General features: G+C 61.6%; 16 protein-coding genes and 1 tRNA gene. 12 read left to right on the top strand and 5 right to left on the bottom strand.

Annotation, left to right across the window (positions count from 1 at the left end; all coding sequences use genetic code 11):
* Positions 1–29 precede the first annotated feature (29 nt).
* Positions 30–416, bottom strand: a complete 387-nt coding sequence (locus tag AC1DX4_RS16770; RefSeq protein WP_477221352.1) for a SecDF P1 head subdomain-containing protein — start codon at positions 414–416, stop codon at positions 30–32.
* A gap of 190 nt (positions 417–606) precedes the next feature.
* Here AC1DX4_RS16770 and AC1DX4_RS16765 point away from each other — a divergent pair, with 190 nt between their 5' ends.
* The 3 genes from AC1DX4_RS16765 (at position 607) to AC1DX4_RS16755 (ending at position 4,127) form a co-directional block, all read left to right on the top strand.
* Positions 607–1,275 carry an outer membrane protein gene (locus AC1DX4_RS16765; protein WP_477221351.1) on the top strand — a complete coding sequence of 223 codons (669 nt, stop codon included), beginning with the start codon at positions 607–609 and terminating at the stop codon, positions 1,273–1,275.
* Between the two features lie 282 nt (positions 1,276–1,557).
* Positions 1,558–1,643: transfer RNA gene (locus tag AC1DX4_RS16760), tRNA-Leu, on the top strand.
* Between the two features lie 984 nt (positions 1,644–2,627).
* Complete coding sequence (locus AC1DX4_RS16755; RefSeq protein ID WP_477221350.1) at positions 2,628–4,127, top strand: HAL/PAL/TAL family ammonia-lyase; 1,500 nt, start codon at positions 2,628–2,630, stop codon at positions 4,125–4,127.
* A 52-nt stretch (positions 4,128–4,179) separates the two neighbouring features.
* Here AC1DX4_RS16755 and AC1DX4_RS16750 read toward each other — a convergent pair whose 3' ends face one another.
* Together AC1DX4_RS16750 and AC1DX4_RS16745 are read right to left on the bottom strand one after the other, a co-directional pair.
* Positions 4,180–4,545 carry a hypothetical protein gene (locus tag AC1DX4_RS16750; RefSeq protein WP_477221349.1) on the bottom strand — a complete coding sequence of 122 codons (366 nt, stop codon included), beginning with the start codon at positions 4,543–4,545 and terminating at the stop codon, positions 4,180–4,182.
* Positions 4,546–5,067: 522 nt separating this feature from the next.
* Positions 5,068–5,646, bottom strand: a complete 579-nt coding sequence (locus tag AC1DX4_RS16745) for an NUDIX domain-containing protein (RefSeq protein ID WP_477221348.1) — start codon at positions 5,644–5,646, stop codon at positions 5,068–5,070.
* A gap of 159 nt (positions 5,647–5,805) precedes the next feature.
* On the opposite strand from AC1DX4_RS16745, the gene AC1DX4_RS16740 reads away from it, so the two are divergent.
* The 4 genes from AC1DX4_RS16740 to AC1DX4_RS16725 all read left to right on the top strand — a co-directional run bounded on the left by AC1DX4_RS16740 (position 5,806) and on the right by AC1DX4_RS16725 (position 8,022).
* Positions 5,806–6,909 (top strand): NADH:flavin oxidoreductase/NADH oxidase, encoded by a 1,104-nt coding sequence (locus AC1DX4_RS16740; protein WP_477221347.1) that lies wholly within the window; start codon positions 5,806–5,808, stop codon positions 6,907–6,909.
* Between the two features lie 126 nt (positions 6,910–7,035).
* Complete coding sequence (locus AC1DX4_RS16735) at positions 7,036–7,353, top strand: SH3 domain-containing protein (protein WP_477221346.1); 318 nt, start codon at positions 7,036–7,038, stop codon at positions 7,351–7,353.
* Positions 7,354–7,475: 122 nt separating this feature from the next.
* A complete protein-coding gene (locus tag AC1DX4_RS16730) occupies positions 7,476–7,754 on the top strand; it encodes a DUF982 domain-containing protein (protein ID WP_477221345.1) in 279 nt (92 codons plus the stop codon).
* Positions 7,755–7,782: 28 nt separating this feature from the next.
* Positions 7,783–8,022: a DUF2188 domain-containing protein gene (locus AC1DX4_RS16725; RefSeq protein ID WP_019857848.1), complete on the top strand. Its 240-nt coding sequence runs from the start codon at positions 7,783–7,785 to the stop codon at positions 8,020–8,022.
* A 115-nt stretch (positions 8,023–8,137) separates the two neighbouring features.
* On the opposite strand, the gene AC1DX4_RS16720 is transcribed toward AC1DX4_RS16725, so the two are convergent.
* Both AC1DX4_RS16720 and AC1DX4_RS16715 read right to left on the bottom strand, forming a co-directional pair.
* Positions 8,138–8,422: a hypothetical protein gene (locus AC1DX4_RS16720; protein WP_477221344.1), complete on the bottom strand. Its 285-nt coding sequence runs from the start codon at positions 8,420–8,422 to the stop codon at positions 8,138–8,140.
* A 54-nt stretch (positions 8,423–8,476) separates the two neighbouring features.
* On the bottom strand, positions 8,477–9,481 hold the full coding sequence (locus tag AC1DX4_RS16715; RefSeq protein ID WP_477221343.1) for an alpha/beta fold hydrolase: 1,005 nt from the start codon (positions 9,479–9,481) through the stop codon (positions 8,477–8,479).
* A gap of 162 nt (positions 9,482–9,643) precedes the next feature.
* On the opposite strand from AC1DX4_RS16715, the gene AC1DX4_RS16710 reads away from it, so the two are divergent.
* The 5 genes from AC1DX4_RS16710 to AC1DX4_RS16690 all read left to right on the top strand — a co-directional run bounded on the left by AC1DX4_RS16710 (position 9,644) and on the right by AC1DX4_RS16690 (position 13,031).
* On the top strand, positions 9,644–10,387 hold the full coding sequence (locus tag AC1DX4_RS16710) for a competence/damage-inducible protein A (RefSeq protein WP_477221342.1): 744 nt from the start codon (positions 9,644–9,646) through the stop codon (positions 10,385–10,387).
* 73 nt (positions 10,388–10,460) lie between these two features.
* The gene (locus AC1DX4_RS16705) at positions 10,461–11,294 is read left to right on the top strand and encodes a universal stress protein (protein WP_477221341.1); all 834 of its coding nucleotides are present in this window, start codon (positions 10,461–10,463) and stop codon (positions 11,292–11,294) included.
* A 116-nt stretch (positions 11,295–11,410) separates the two neighbouring features.
* On the top strand, positions 11,411–11,911 hold the full coding sequence (gene gpt / locus AC1DX4_RS16700) for a xanthine phosphoribosyltransferase (protein ID WP_477221340.1): 501 nt from the start codon (positions 11,411–11,413) through the stop codon (positions 11,909–11,911).
* A 211-nt stretch (positions 11,912–12,122) separates the two neighbouring features.
* Positions 12,123–12,611, top strand: coding sequence for an NUDIX hydrolase (locus tag AC1DX4_RS16695; protein ID WP_477221339.1), 489 nt, complete (start codon positions 12,123–12,125; stop codon positions 12,609–12,611).
* A gap of 108 nt (positions 12,612–12,719) precedes the next feature.
* Positions 12,720–13,031: a PilZ domain-containing protein gene (locus AC1DX4_RS16690; protein WP_477221338.1), complete on the top strand. Its 312-nt coding sequence runs from the start codon at positions 12,720–12,722 to the stop codon at positions 13,029–13,031.
* Positions 13,032–13,569: the final 538 nt, after the last annotated feature.

Genomic DNA, 13,569 nt, shown 5'->3' with positions numbered 1-13,569 from the left:
GTCAAACAACGGATAGGCCTACCCAGCCCTCACAAAGGCTGTTCGGCCTTTACCTCGACCGTGACTTTCGCACCTCCGGCTGAAATCCGTTCCGCGAGGCGCTGGAGTTCGCCCGCCGCGAAGGTGCCGTTGAGCATCACCTCGCCGCCGAGGATGGGTTCGACCAGGCGCGGCGAGGCCACCACGGCACCGTCGACGCTGAGATCGACCACCTTGCCGACATTCGCCCTGGTGAAGTCGGCGAACGCCTTAGCGCTGCCCGGTGTCATCTTGAGGTTGAGCGCCATCTGTCCCGAGGCTGCATCGGATACGACCACGGCCTTGGCAATGGCGAGCGTCAATGGCTCGGCCATGGCGAAGCCGCAGGCGAGCAGCGCAATGGCTACCCCAGCGATGAGACGAGCCAGGCTGTTCATCAGGATTTTCCCCGCGAGACGACCATCTTGCACGCTGACATTCGCCCGGCAATGTCAGCTGTAGTGCACTTGCAGGCCGCGGGTCTGCGCGGCACACACTGCCGCAGCCAGAAATCCGATTCCGTTTTGTCGCAAATCGGTCTACCTTGATTGCCAAGGATTTTTCCGACTCTTCGTCCGGGGAGTTCGAATGTATCGCCTTGTGGTCGCAAGTGCTGGTCTTCTTGCCGTCCTGTCCATGCCGGCTTTCGCGGCTGACCCGACGGTCGATGTCCCGATGACCGCGCCCGGCTTCGACTGGACCGGATATTATGCCGGCCTGCAGGCAGGCTATGGCTGGGGCCAATCCGATATCTCGGGAAACGACGGCGGACCGTTTTCCGTCTCGCCCGACATTGATGGCGGTTTCGTCGGCGGGCACGTCGCCGGCCTGTGGCAGTTCGACCAGGCGGTGATCGGCGCCGAAGCCGACCTCAACTATTCCTCGATCGACGGCACGACGGAACTTGGCGGGCCCGGAAATGTCGTCGGTACCGACATCAAATGGTTCGGGTCGGTCAACGCCAAGGCCGGATATGCGATGGATCGTGTGCTGGTCTACGGCATCGGCGGGGTCGCCTTCGCCGGGATCGAGACGTCGCAAGCCTCAGGCTCCGCATTCTCCGAGACACGCACGAATGTCGGCTGGACGGTGGGCGCCGGCGTCGACTATGCGCTGACCGACAAGTTCGTCGTCGGCGCCCAATATCGCTACTACGATTTCGGCTCCGAACACTATGATGGATCCAGCGACTTTGTCGGCCGCGACCAGGATACGAAGCTGAACACCGTCGGCGTCAACCTGAGCTACAAGTTCTGAGCGCGCCGATAGCGATCGGCGAGCGAAGGCCCTCAGGTGATCAGCAATTTCGATGAGAGGGGCGGCCGGCGCCCCCAGTGGGCGGGGGAATGGGTTGGGGCCTGGTAGACGCCGGCCTCGGCGGATCAAGTCCGCCGTGCAAAGACCCTATCCACTGTGCGCGGCGCGCTAAATTCCGCGATCACGCCAGTATCGCCGCGCCCCCTCCTCTGGGCTGCGCACTCAGACAGCTCAAGAACACGACTTGACGGCCTGTGTCTGGCATCTGAAAAGGGCGGGCCTGCGGACGTGGCGGAATTGGTAGACGCAAGGGACTTAAAATCCCTCGATCTCTGATCGTACGGGTTCGATTCCCGTCGTCCGCACCAGCAATGGGCGTTGGCATTATCCCTTGGAACATATCGACCCCAGCGACGTTCGCTTGAATGGCTCACGTTATCGGGTTTACAGCTGCAGTGGTTGTTCTGTTTGTCGTGCTGCTATTCACCCATGCAACACGAGACCTTCAAAGTTCGCCGATCTATCATCGGCTATGTCGCCGCCTGCGCCGAGCCTCTAACGCGCATGAGACGGGGACCTAGATCAAATCGTGCAATGTCGCGATGAACCCGGCGGCTAAGGACCTGGCTGGATCGCAATGGTTGGCGGCCCAGGCCCTTTGTCTTTTGATCGCGATATTTGAGGAATGGAAAGCCGGCAGCCCATCGAGTGGTCATCTCTTACCCTCACGGAGCCGCCAAAGGAATCCGGTTACCAGCGGTGGCGCAACGTGTTTTCCTCAAAGACAGCTGAGAAGTCGATCTCATCGTGAAATGGAGCGTGGGGATCAAACGCGAGCCAGGACGCATGAGACCGAAGTTCCTTGAGACGGGCATTCTTGGCGAGACGGGCTTCGCGTTCAGTCTCAAAAGTGGCCTTTTCACCAGGGCTCATACGCACTCTCGATTTGCGCCATATTCCTATTGAACGCCCGCGCGATGAATTAGTTTCCTCCCGAGCCCCGCCAGCGCGCGTTCAACCCTGGCCGTTGTCCAGACTGCGGGAGGCCCATGCGCCTTGCTGTGGCCTGCAGACAGCGCGAAATTTGGCCAGGAGCGCGTCTTTCTTGCAGAACCGGCGCGATGGCTGGTTAACGGCATAGCCTGCGCGAAAAGCTTTTCGGGCGCCGGATTTCCAGCGCCGGATCGCGGACGGCATGTCTATTATTACCGACGACGTCGCTCCAGTCGTATCAGTCGGCAATTCCATCGCCAATATGCATCGCGGTTGGACGGTATGGAACCGGGGCAAGGTTCTCATGCCGCCTTTCAGGCGAGCGCCTGCGCATTCGCAAAGCTATTTCGGAACGGGCAATGACAATAACGATAGATGGAAACGCCAGCTGGCGCGATATCGCGGGAGTAAGCGAAGGCGAATCTCTGGCGCTTGGCCAGGCAGCGTGGGAGAGGATCGCTTTTGCGCACCAGCTCGTGGCGGCCATCGTCGACAAAGGCATCCGCGCCTATGGCGTCAATACAGGGGTGGGCGCCTTGGCAAGCAAGGTCGTGGCGCCTGCCCTGCACAAGAAACTGTCGCGCAATATCATTCGCAGTCACGCGTGCGGCGTCGGTGACCTCGTGCCGAGACGCGGCGTGCGCGCCATCATTGCTGCTCAGGTGGCAAATTTCGCGCATGGCCATTCGGGCGTGAGCCCTGCGATCGTCCGTAATTTGCTCACCTTTATCGAGCGCGACTGCGTTCCCGACGTGCCGTCCCGGGGATCGGCCGGATATTTGACGCACAATGCGCATGTGGCACTGGTCTTGATCGGTGAAGGCAGCGCAACCGTGGCAGGTCGCTCAATGAGCGGGCTCGAAGCCCTGGCCGAAATGGGTCTGGAGCCGTTGGAGCTTGGCGCCAAGGAAGGCTTGAGCCTCGTCAATGGCACCGCGTGCGCAACCGGCCTGACAAGCATCGCCGTGCGGCGCGCGGAGCGTTTGCTGGCATGGGCTGACGCGGCGGCGGCTTTAACGCTTGAAGCCGCAGGCGCACAAATGCCGGCTTTTGGCGAGGCGATCCTGGCGATGAGGCCCTCACCCGGCATTCAGGACGTTGGCAAATCGCTGCGTGGCTGGCTTCACGGCAGCGAACTTATTGCGCTGGCACACGGCAGTCGCACGCAGGACGCACTCAGCCTTCGCGCCGTGCGGCACGTTCATGGCGCCGCCCGGGAGGTGCTGGACCGTTCTGCCGAGCTGGTCGACCGCGAATTGGCCGCCGTCACCGACAATCCCGCGGTATTCGGGTCTTTGAACGATCCTCAGGTTGTTTCAGAAGCGCATGCGGTGGCGCCCGCTCTTGGGCAGGCGGCTGACGGCCTCACCATCGCCTTGGCTCAGGTGGCTGGAATGAGCGAGCGTCGGATCGACCGTCTCGTCAATCCACTTGTCAGCAATTTGCCGGCCTTCCTTGCCGATGAGGACGGAGCCAATTCCGGCTTCATGATCGCCCAATACACCGCCACGTCGCTCAGCAACGTCAATCGGCGTTTGGCCGCGCCGGCGGCGACTGACGGCGGTGTCACATCGGGCCTGCAAGAGGATTTTCTTGCTCATCCAACCGTCGCAGCCAACAAGCTGCTGGCGGTCATCGACAACGCGGAATACATCCTGGCGATCGAACTCATGGCAGCCGCGCAGGCCCATGATTTTCTGGCGCAGCGCGGTGCACGCGCGCCTGGTACCGACGCCATCTACCGAATGGTCCGGGAAAACATCGCCCACTATTCCGACGACCGGCCTCTGTCCCGGGACATGGAGGCCTTGCGCAACTTCATCCGTGAAAGGGACGTGCCGGCCTGTCCGCAGCCGTAAGGCAAGTGGTCGGCGAGGTTCCGCGCCTCGATCTCGGTGGCAGGGCTGCAAGCTAAGTCTCTCTGCGGCGGAGCCACCACGTGAGCCCGTAAGCGAATACCCAGTTGAAATAGATGAGAGCGATAACAGACCCGGTGAGAGGACCTTGCACGCGCCAATAATGAAGGAAGTAGTCCGTGCCTTCCGATAGCGTACCAAATGCCGTGCCCACGAGCACGACGCATGCGGTAACAAGCAGTCCGTTAGCGATATGGGCTGAAGGTGTAGTGCGCAGTGCGTTGAGCCAGGCGGCAAACGAGACCGCCGCTAATGGCAGGCAACTATACGCGCCCGCGATCCACCCGTGGCCAGCGCCAGCCAACACGATGAAACCGAACAATAGCAAGGCGCCGAACAGCGAGGCGATGACGTATTTCATGCGTCTAAGTTCCGGCGCTCTTGGTCCTTAGCTGTGGCCATCTCTGTTCTCCTTACGGAAATCCTGCAGCGAAGCGTGTCGCAGATCCTCCTGGCCGCGCAAGTGCTTCACAGCACCGATTTAGATCAGGCTCGCCCATGGAGCCTTGAGCCGACGGCCGCTTCATGCCTTTCGGCGAGCCGCCGGAGAGGAAGGCCGAGGCTTCCCGCGCCGGAAATGAAAAAGCCCGCCGGTTAGAGCCAGCGGGCTTGATATGTTCACCTTGGGAGGCAATCAGGCGTTTTTCACCGGCCCCGAGATCGGAACGATCTGCGCGGTAATCAATGGCAGACGCTCACGCTTGGTCAGCAACGGCGTTTCATATGTCTTCTTCATTATGTCCTCACTTTTTCCCTCGACTGAAAATTGTTTGAGGCGCCGGTTTTTGTCAACCTAGCGATTTCGTTAGCCGCCAGCGATCACCAACTCGGTCGCAAGCCGGCGTTGATGCTTCAGCACCAGGGCAAGGTGCGATGGCGTGGCTCAGGCCTTCATCGGGTTCAGCTTCAAATGCTGGATCAGAATAATCGTCTTGGCATCGACGATACGTCCGTCGGCAATGCCGGCCAGCGCTTCATCGAGCGGCATTTCCAGAACCTCGATGTCCTCGCCTTCTTCCGGCGCGCCGCCGCCGGCCGAGATGCGGTCGGCGGGTGAATAGCGGGCGACGAAGAACCACAGCCGCTCGGTGACGCTGCCTGGGCTCATGTAAGGCGAAAACAGCCGCTCAATCTTGTTCAGCCGATAGCCGAGCTCTTCCTCGGCTTCCTTGCGGATGGCGGTTTCGGGATCGTTTTCGTCGAGCAGCCCGGCACAGGCCTCGATCAGTGGCTCGCGATGGCCGGTGACGTAGGCGGGATAGCGGAACTGGCGCACCAGCAGCACGGTCGAACGGCTGGGGTCGTAGGGCAGGATCACCGCGCCATCGCCGCGATCATAGGTCTGGCGGATCTGCGTCTCCCACTGGCCGTCACGCCGGCGATAGTCGAGCACGGTCTTTTTCAGCACCGCCCAGTCGTCGGAAAGAACCTCTTCGGAGCGGATGCGAATGCGATCTTCCATTGGACACCTCGGTATTTGCTGCCGAGCGCAGGCGTAGCCGCGAACCTGCGCCGGTGCAATTGGGACAGTGATTGGTCCAGCGGGCGTTTCACTCTCTCGTGTGTGGTATGCAAGAGTTCCATTTCCTAAGTAACGTGTTCCCCTCCCCGGAGCCCTTTCATGACTGCATCGCTTTTTCAGCCGATCACGCTCGACGGCCTCACATTCCACAATCGCATCGCAGTGGCGCCTATGTGCCAGTATTCCGCCGAGGACGGCTGCGCCAGCGACTGGCATCTCTATCACTGGATGAACCTGGCCATGTCCGGTGCCGGCATGGTCACGGTCGAGATGACCGATGTCGAGCGGCGCGGGCGTATCACGCATGGCTGCCTCGGGCTTTATTCCGATGACAATGAAGCCGCCGCGCGCCGTACACTGGACGCTGCACGACGCGTCGCCGCGCCGGACACGAAATTCGGCACGCAGCTGGCGCACGCCGGCCGCAAGGCCTCGAACCGCAAGCCCTGGGAAGGCGGCGGCCCGCTGCAGCCAAACGAAGACCCCTGGCAGACCGTCTCGGCCTCGGCCATCGCCTATGACACCGGCTGGAACGTGCCGCGCGCGCTCAATGAGGAAGAAATCCTGCAGCTCATCGAGCGCTTCGTCGAAGCCGCAAAACGGGCCGAACGCGCCGGCTTCGACTTCATCGAACTGCATGCCGCGCATGGCTATTTGATCTTCCAGTTCCTGTCGCCGCTGTCCAACCAGCGCACGGACCGCTGGGGCGGCTCGCTGGAAAACCGGATGCGTCTTGTCGTCGAAATCGCCAGGGCGGTGAAAAAGGCGGTGCCAAAGCTGATGCTCGGCACGCGGCTGTCGGTGAAGGACTGGGTCGATGGCGGCTTCGACGTCGAGGATTCGATCGAAGTAGCGAAGGCCCTGAAGGCCGAGGGCGTCGCCTATCTCTGCTGCTCCAGCGGCGGCAATTCGCCGTTGCAGAAATTGCCCACCGGCCCCGGTTATCAGGTGCATCTGGCGGAAGCCGTGCGCAAGGGCGCCGGCATCCCGACCCGCGCGGTCGGCCTGATCGACGATCCGAAGCAGGCCGAGGCTGTTATCGCCGAGGGCCGAGCCGACATGGTGGCGCTGGCGCGCGCCTTCCTCGCCGACCCGCGCTGGGGCTGGCGTGCTGCCGCCACATTCAGCGAAAAGATCCATCCGGCGCCACAGCTCGCCCGCTCGGTGACGACCATGGAACACTGGATGAAGGCGGCGGGCTGATCGGCCCGTTTTCCTGATACCGGCGCATCCTGCCCAGCCCGTCTGCAACAGCCCGCTTCAATTCTCGCCGCAAACTGTTAATTTGGGTGAGGCTGCGGCGGGCGCGGCCGGGCTTGGGAGGAAATCATGTCGTTCAAGGCATTCTTGCCGGCTGCGATGCTTGTGACTGTCGCCGGGTTTTGGCTCGGTGCATCGACGCCGAGCGTCGCGCAATATTGCGAGGGTACGGTGCACGGCCTGTCCGGGCGCTACAATCTGGCCACCGGCAGCGGCTTTCTCGCCGTGCGGACACGGCCAAACTCGTCATCGCGGATGATCGGCCAGCTGTTCAATGGCGATCACACCGAAATCTTCGACCGGCGCGGCAACTGGTATCAGGTCGAAATCGGCGGTACGACCGGCTGGGCGAACGCACGCTGGCTGCGCAACGATTGCGGCTACTGAGGCCGTTTCGAAAATCGCTCTGGATGGCTGCCGGAGCAGAGGTTCCCAAACAGCCTCTGAGACGTTTGGGCGCAGGCTGACGGCCACTTTTGCAACCAAATTGGCTGCTTTGCGTTGCGGCCATGATGGACAACAAACCTTTTGAAACGCCGGTCGTGGTCGAACTCGGCCATGTCGGCAAATATCGCCATATCCGCAGCACCCAGGAAGCGGCGGAGTGTCTGATGACGGTGTGGCCGCTCAATCGCGGTCCGCGTCATCGTGATGCCCTCGACACTTGCCTCAAAGTGCTGGAAGGTTATCGTTCGACAGCGGAAGCGCGACGGGCATTGATCGAGGCCGCCAGGGAATCGGAAGTGCTGGTGCCCGACGACAGGCTGTCCGACGACCGGCTGCRTTGAGCAGGCGGACTTTCAACCGGAGGTTTTGATGGCGAAGCTGACTTACAAGATCGTCGAGCATGACGGCGGCTGGGCCTACAAGGTCGGTTCGACCTTCTCGGAGACATTTCCCACCCATCAGGATGCGTTGCGCGCCGCCGAGATCGCCTCGGCCGAGCAGCAGGTGGCCGGCGCGACGGACGGCATCCAGTACGAGGATGCCGATGGCAAATGGCATGAGGAACTGGCGGATGGCCGCGACCGGCCGCAGACCGAAGTGTCCGACTGAGCAATTTCCCGGAAAAGTCTGAAGAAGAGAACTTGCCGGCAGGAACAGGCAGGGCGCCGACCGCGGACGTCAGGAGAGACGACGTCCTACGGTCAGCGGCTGCCCAGCGGTTGAACTACTTACCGCAATAGTGGTCGTTGGTGTTCAGTCCGGCATTCGCATCCGGACCGGCCGTATTGTAAGCGCAAGGTCCGGCCGCACCAGTGTCGCCGAGGCTGTCCAGCCCGGAGCGGTCGCCATTGATGCTTCCGGTCGTGTTCTGGTCAACACCTGAAGACTCTTCGTTGCCGAACGGCCACCAGCTGTGATGGTTGGAATATGCGGCGTCCGACGATTGCGCCATCGCCGATGTGGCGAGACCGATCGTCAGAACCGATGCTGCGAGAAGTTTCCTGTACATTGCATTACTCCGTGTCTTGGTCGCCTTGGGTGCGACACGGGGTAAACCCGGCAGTCAGCCGGTTGGTTCATTGAAATTGTCGTGAGGCTGGGGTGATGGAAACGCGCGGGCGGCAATCCGCTCGATGAAATCAATCACCCGCCTCGGCTCGACGAACTGCGGCATATGGCCGACCCCATCGACGGGTTCGAAATCGAGCCCCTTGATCTTGCCTCGCATCGGCTCGCCATGGATGCGGATGTCGATGACGCGGTCGCCGGTTCCAAACAGGATGCCGGCAGGCATGGCAATCTCGCAGTAGCGTTGCTCGATGCGGCCGAGATCCTGTTCAATGGCCACGACATCGGCTGAAGTCGCTTGGAAATGGGCTGGCCGCAGCCCGAGCCAGCCACCGCCGTCGACCATGTAGTCCGCAGGAAAAGCCTGCGGCGCAAAGATGAATTCCATCGTCGGCCGCGCATAGCGCAGGCTCAGCGGTATCGCCACGGTGTAGGCCATGATCCAGCGCTTCAGGCGCGAGGGAATGTAGAGCAGGTCGAACCGCTGGCGTGCCCTGGTTTCCAGATGCGTCAACGGCGCCAGCAAGGCGATGCCCGAAATCGCCTCGGGATGCTCCACGGCCAGCGTCAGCGTGACGGCGCCACCCAGCGAGTGACCCACCACCAGCGGCCTTTCCAGCCCCAGTCTTTCAATGAAGCCGCGCACCAGGGCTGCCTGCTCGGGCAAGCGGCCGGTGGCACCGCTGGCGCGCACCGAATAGCCCGATCCCGGACGATCGAGCGCGATCAGCCGGTAGCCCGGGCCAAAGTGCGTGAACAGCGTGTGCCTGAAATGATGGAGTTGCGCACCAAGCCCGTGCAGGAAGACGATCGGCCTGCCCTCGCCCACATCGACATAGTGGATGCGGTTGCCGTCGATCTCGATGAATTTTCCGACCGGCGGCACCAGTCTTTGCGCCTTCGCCGCGATCCACAGCGTCGCCAGCACCAGACAGGCGAACCCCAGGGCCGCCAGCAGGAGCAACAGGGCCAGCAGCCACGACAGGATCGATATCAGCATTGTTCACCCGGACCAGAACCAGTTTGAGCTTACCTGCATCCGGTTACGCCGCAACCTCACATCGAAACGGGGCCGTCCTGGCATGGATTGTTCCCCCCGGTTGGCATTGCCGACAGCCACGCGCCGCGCTATCTCAGGCGACCCGTCCTGCCGGAGCCCTCCATGCCTGAAATCGTTACAGCCGCCATGCTCGTCATCGGCGATGAGATTCTGTCCGGCCGCACCAAGGACAAGAACATCGGCCACCTCGCCGACATCATGACGGCTGTCGGTATCGACCTGAAGGAAGTACGCATCGTTCCCGACGAGGAAGACGAGATCATTGCTGCGGTGAATGCCGTGCGCGCGCGCTACACCTATGTGTTCACCACCGGCGGCATCGGCCCGACCCATGACGACATCACCGCCGATTCGATCGCCAAGGCGTTCGGCGTTCCCTGTGAATACGATGCCAAGGCCTATGCGATGCTGGGCGAAAGCTATGCGGCGCGCGGCATCGAATACACCGACGCGCGCAAGCGCATGTCGAGGATGCCGCGCGGCGCCGACCACATCGACAACCCGGTCTCGGTGGCGCCTGGTTTCCGCATCGGCAACGTCCACGTCATGGCCGGCGTGCCATCGATCTTCCAAGCCATGCTCGACAATGTCGTGCCGACGCTGAAGACCGGCACGAAGATGCTGTCGGCGACGGTGCACTGTCCGTTCGGCGAAGGCCTTATCGGCGGGCCATTGGGTGAGATCCAGAAGGCGCATCCGGACACGATCATCGGTTCCTATCCAAAGTATGGCGACGGCAAGTTCTGGACCGAACTGGTCGTTCGCGCCCGCAGCCAGGAGGCGCTCGAGGCCGCGCGCGCCGATGTCGAGGCGATGGTGGCGGGTTTCGCCGCCAAGGCGAGCTGAGGCCGGAACCAAGCACGGCGCGCCAACGTTTCCTTGCACGCGAGATCGAAGCTCGCCAGATTGAGGGACCACCATGCGCTTCAAGACCATCGTTGCCATTCTGCAGAACGAGCAGGACGCCGAGCGCGTGCTCGACTGCGCCATTCCGCTCGCCAGCCGCTTCGAGAGCCATCTGATCGGCATCCATGCCGAGGCGCTTCCGGTGCCCTATACTTCGGCGACCGGCTTCCCGGATACCGAGTTCCTGCAGGTCTCGGCCGACCTGAATCGGGAGCGGGCCGACAAGCTGCAGGCTGTCTTCCTGCGGAGCATTGAGGATTCCGGCCTCTCCTTCGAATGGCGCAGCCTGGAGAGTTTCTCCGGCGACAGCGCGCTGACCGGCATTTCGAGCGTGCGCGCCGCCGATCTGATCATTGCCGCCCAGCGCGATACGGGCGGCGACCCGAGCGCCGATGTCGATACGCTGGTCTATGATGCGGGCCGGCCGGTGCTGGTGGTGCCACATGCGGGTCCGCTGGTCACCACATTCAAACATGTGCTGCTCGCCTGGAACGGCAGCAAGGAAGCCGCCCGCGCCGCCTTCGACGCACTGCCCTTCATCATCGAGGCCGAGAAAACCGACATATTGGTCATCGATCCGCCCGACACGCTCGACGAAAGCCCGGAGGCCGCCGGCGCCGAAATCGCATCGGCCCTGTCGCGCCATGGCGCCAATGTCAGCGTCTCGGTGCAGAAATCGGGCGGCACCTCGGTCGACGACATGATCCAGAACCGGATCGCCGAGACCGGCGCCGATCTTCTGGTGCTTGGCGCCTACAGCCACTCCTGGCTGCGCCAATTGCTGTTTGGCGGGGTGACACGCACGGTGCTGCGCACAACGCAGGTGGCGGCCTTCCTGTCGCGATAAGTCCACAGCCATCGCAGCCGGTCGCCCTTGCCAAGCCCAGGGGTTTCCGTTTAATTCCGCGCGCATTCCCCTGTTTTTGTGCACGCGGTCTTCGCGTGCTGCGGAGTGCGCGAAAAATGTCCCTTCCCGAAAAAGCCTTCCCGGTCTCCTGGGACCAGTTCCATCGCGACGCCCGTGCGCTTTCCTGGCGGCTTTCCGGCGCCAACAAGGGGCAATGGCGAGCGATCGTCTGCATCACCCGCGGCGGACTGGTCCCCGCGGCGATCATTGCGCGCGAGCTCGGCATCCGCGTCATCGAGACGGTCTGCGTCGCCTCCTATCATGACTACACCAGCCAGGGGCAGATGCAGGTACTGAAGGAGATTACGCCGGCATTGCTGGTCGACGACGGCGTCGGCGTGCTGATCATCGACGACCTGACCGACACCGGCAAGACGGCGGCGATCGTGCGCGCAATGATGCCCAAGGCGCATTTCGCCACCGTTTACGCCAAGCCGAAAGGCCGCCCGCTGGTCGACACTTTCGTCACCGAGGTCAGCCAGGACACCTGGATCTATTTCCCCTGGGATATGGGCTTCACCTATCAGAAGCCGATCGCCGACGACCACGCAGGTTGATTCGCAACACGCCGCTTTTTTCCAGTTAAGCCGCCACAGATGACAATATTTGCTTCCGCGGACGGGTCTGCGGGGCAGGATATCCTATCAAATCGACCCTTCTTGACGGGAATCGGCCAGCCTGACCAAAGTTTTTACTTTTATTGGTCACAATTAGCCGTAAGATTCGTAAGGCGGCAAACGATTCTGGAGGCTGGGGCTAGCTTCTCCGATGTTGACAAGGCCAACGACGCACAACCATCTGGCTGAAAGGGTCCGGCGACTCTTCGGCACCGCGCCGTGCCGCCTGCAAGTTGCCGCCCTGCCGTGGCGCGATACCGGAAATGGCGTCGAGATCATGCTGATCACCAGCCGTGATACTGGTCGCTGGGTGTTGCCGAAGGGCTGGCCGGAAGCCAGGGAGCCGCTCTGCGAGGCGGCGGCGCGTGAGGCCGGCGAGGAAGCCGGACTGCGCGGAAGCATCTCTCATCTCGAAGCCGGCCGTTACTTCTATGCCAAGGTGCTGGCATCGGGCGAAGAAGTGCCTTGCGAGGTGCTGGTGTTTCCACTGCACGTCGACAAGATCGCCGAGCGTTGGAAGGAAAAACGCTCCCGCACCCGCAAATGGGTCAATTCCAGCGAAGCGGTGCGTATGGTCAATGAACCCGACCTTTGCCAGATCATCGCCTATTTCTGCGCCGACCCGCATAGGTTTGCCTGAGCGACATCTTTCGCGTGTCCTACGGCGGATTCACAACCATGTGATGTGCCGCATGAATGGTTTGCTAATTTTTCATCGCTAAGAATCGATCAATATGGCGATTGATCGATGGCAAACTCCGTAGACCCACTTAAGCAAGAGTCCGACGCCTCCAAGCGCGAGCACCGTCCACGCGTGCTCAAGGGCGGTTCCGTCATCACCGGGATTCAAAATTCGGAAATCGGCGTTATGGTCCGCAACCAGCATGCGGGCGGCGCCGAGTTGAAGATACCGCTCGAGTCGCGGGTTCCCGATCGTTTCCTTCTCTATGTGCCGCTCGACGGCGTCGCCTATCGCTGCGAGGTTCGCTGGCGCCGCAACGATCGGGTCGGCGTGCAGTTCACCGGCACCGAGCCGAAGCCGAAGCTGCACTACGGCTGACATCGGGTGTATCGGCCTGACAGGCTTTGCGGTTGGCCGATCGCCGCCGACCAGTGCCTCCTGACTGTCAACGACAGCAACCCGCCGGCCGAAACGATAATCGCAGCGGCGCATTTCTATCCCCGTTATCCACATGTGTGACACACAAGATGTTGGGGTCACAAAAGCTACGCAAACGAATCCTTGACGGCGCAAAACGAGTCGCCTTTTATAGGCCATGCGCTCCTGTTGAGAGTGCGACCGGAAAGTTCTGAGCCCGGTCTTTTTCCCGGATTATGTGCGTTTTTGCCCGCATTTTCGCCTGTTTACGAGGCCGGCGGAAGCGTTGGGATTGTGGGGTGGTGGGGCGACGAAAGGGAGAATTGTCGGACTGGAATAAATTGTCTGTTAATACTATATTTAGTGTTTGCAGGTAGGTTCGACGCTAGATAGTGTGAATTTCCCTCGAGTGAGGGAATCGAAAAAATCAGATTTGAGGGACCCGCGAGGTTCTCCGGTGCGTTGTGACAGAGGCTTCTTAAGGAGCCCAGGTAGCAAG

The organism is Mesorhizobium sp. P3_A8, assembly GCF_056402995.1.
Note: the sequence above shows the minus strand (reverse complement) of the source record. Positions and strands in the feature narration are given on the sequence as shown.

Excerpts from the sequence above, each read along its gene's own strand:
- AC1DX4_RS16765 (WP_477221351.1), top strand. The coding sequence starts at position 607 with ATGTATCGCCTTGTGGTCGCAAGTGCTGGTCTTCTTGCCGTCCTGTCC.
- AC1DX4_RS16745 (WP_477221348.1), bottom strand. The coding sequence starts at position 5,646 with ATGGAAGATCGCATTCGCATCCGCTCCGAAGAGGTTCTTTCCGACGAC.
- AC1DX4_RS16720 (WP_477221344.1), bottom strand. The coding sequence starts at position 8,422 with ATGTACAGGAAACTTCTCGCAGCATCGGTTCTGACGATCGGTCTCGCC.
- AC1DX4_RS16770 (WP_477221352.1), bottom strand. The coding sequence starts at position 416 with ATGAACAGCCTGGCTCGTCTCATCGCTGGGGTAGCCATTGCGCTGCTC.
- AC1DX4_RS16725 (WP_019857848.1), top strand. The coding sequence starts at position 7,783 with ATGGCGAAGCTGACTTACAAGATCGTCGAGCATGACGGCGGCTGGGCC.
- AC1DX4_RS16740 (WP_477221347.1), top strand. The coding sequence starts at position 5,806 with ATGACTGCATCGCTTTTTCAGCCGATCACGCTCGACGGCCTCACATTC.
- AC1DX4_RS16695 (WP_477221339.1), top strand. The coding sequence starts at position 12,123 with ATGTTGACAAGGCCAACGACGCACAACCATCTGGCTGAAAGGGTCCGG.
- AC1DX4_RS16710 (WP_477221342.1), top strand. The coding sequence starts at position 9,644 with ATGCCTGAAATCGTTACAGCCGCCATGCTCGTCATCGGCGATGAGATT.
- AC1DX4_RS16715 (WP_477221343.1), bottom strand. The coding sequence starts at position 9,481 with ATGCTGATATCGATCCTGTCGTGGCTGCTGGCCCTGTTGCTCCTGCTG.
- AC1DX4_RS16690 (WP_477221338.1), top strand. The coding sequence starts at position 12,720 with ATGGCAAACTCCGTAGACCCACTTAAGCAAGAGTCCGACGCCTCCAAG.
- AC1DX4_RS16735 (WP_477221346.1), top strand. The coding sequence starts at position 7,036 with ATGTCGTTCAAGGCATTCTTGCCGGCTGCGATGCTTGTGACTGTCGCC.
- AC1DX4_RS16705 (WP_477221341.1), top strand. The coding sequence starts at position 10,461 with ATGCGCTTCAAGACCATCGTTGCCATTCTGCAGAACGAGCAGGACGCC.
- gpt (WP_477221340.1), top strand. The coding sequence starts at position 11,411 with ATGTCCCTTCCCGAAAAAGCCTTCCCGGTCTCCTGGGACCAGTTCCAT.
- AC1DX4_RS16750 (WP_477221349.1), bottom strand. The coding sequence starts at position 4,545 with ATGAAATACGTCATCGCCTCGCTGTTCGGCGCCTTGCTATTGTTCGGT.
- AC1DX4_RS16755 (WP_477221350.1), top strand. The coding sequence starts at position 2,628 with ATGACAATAACGATAGATGGAAACGCCAGCTGGCGCGATATCGCGGGA.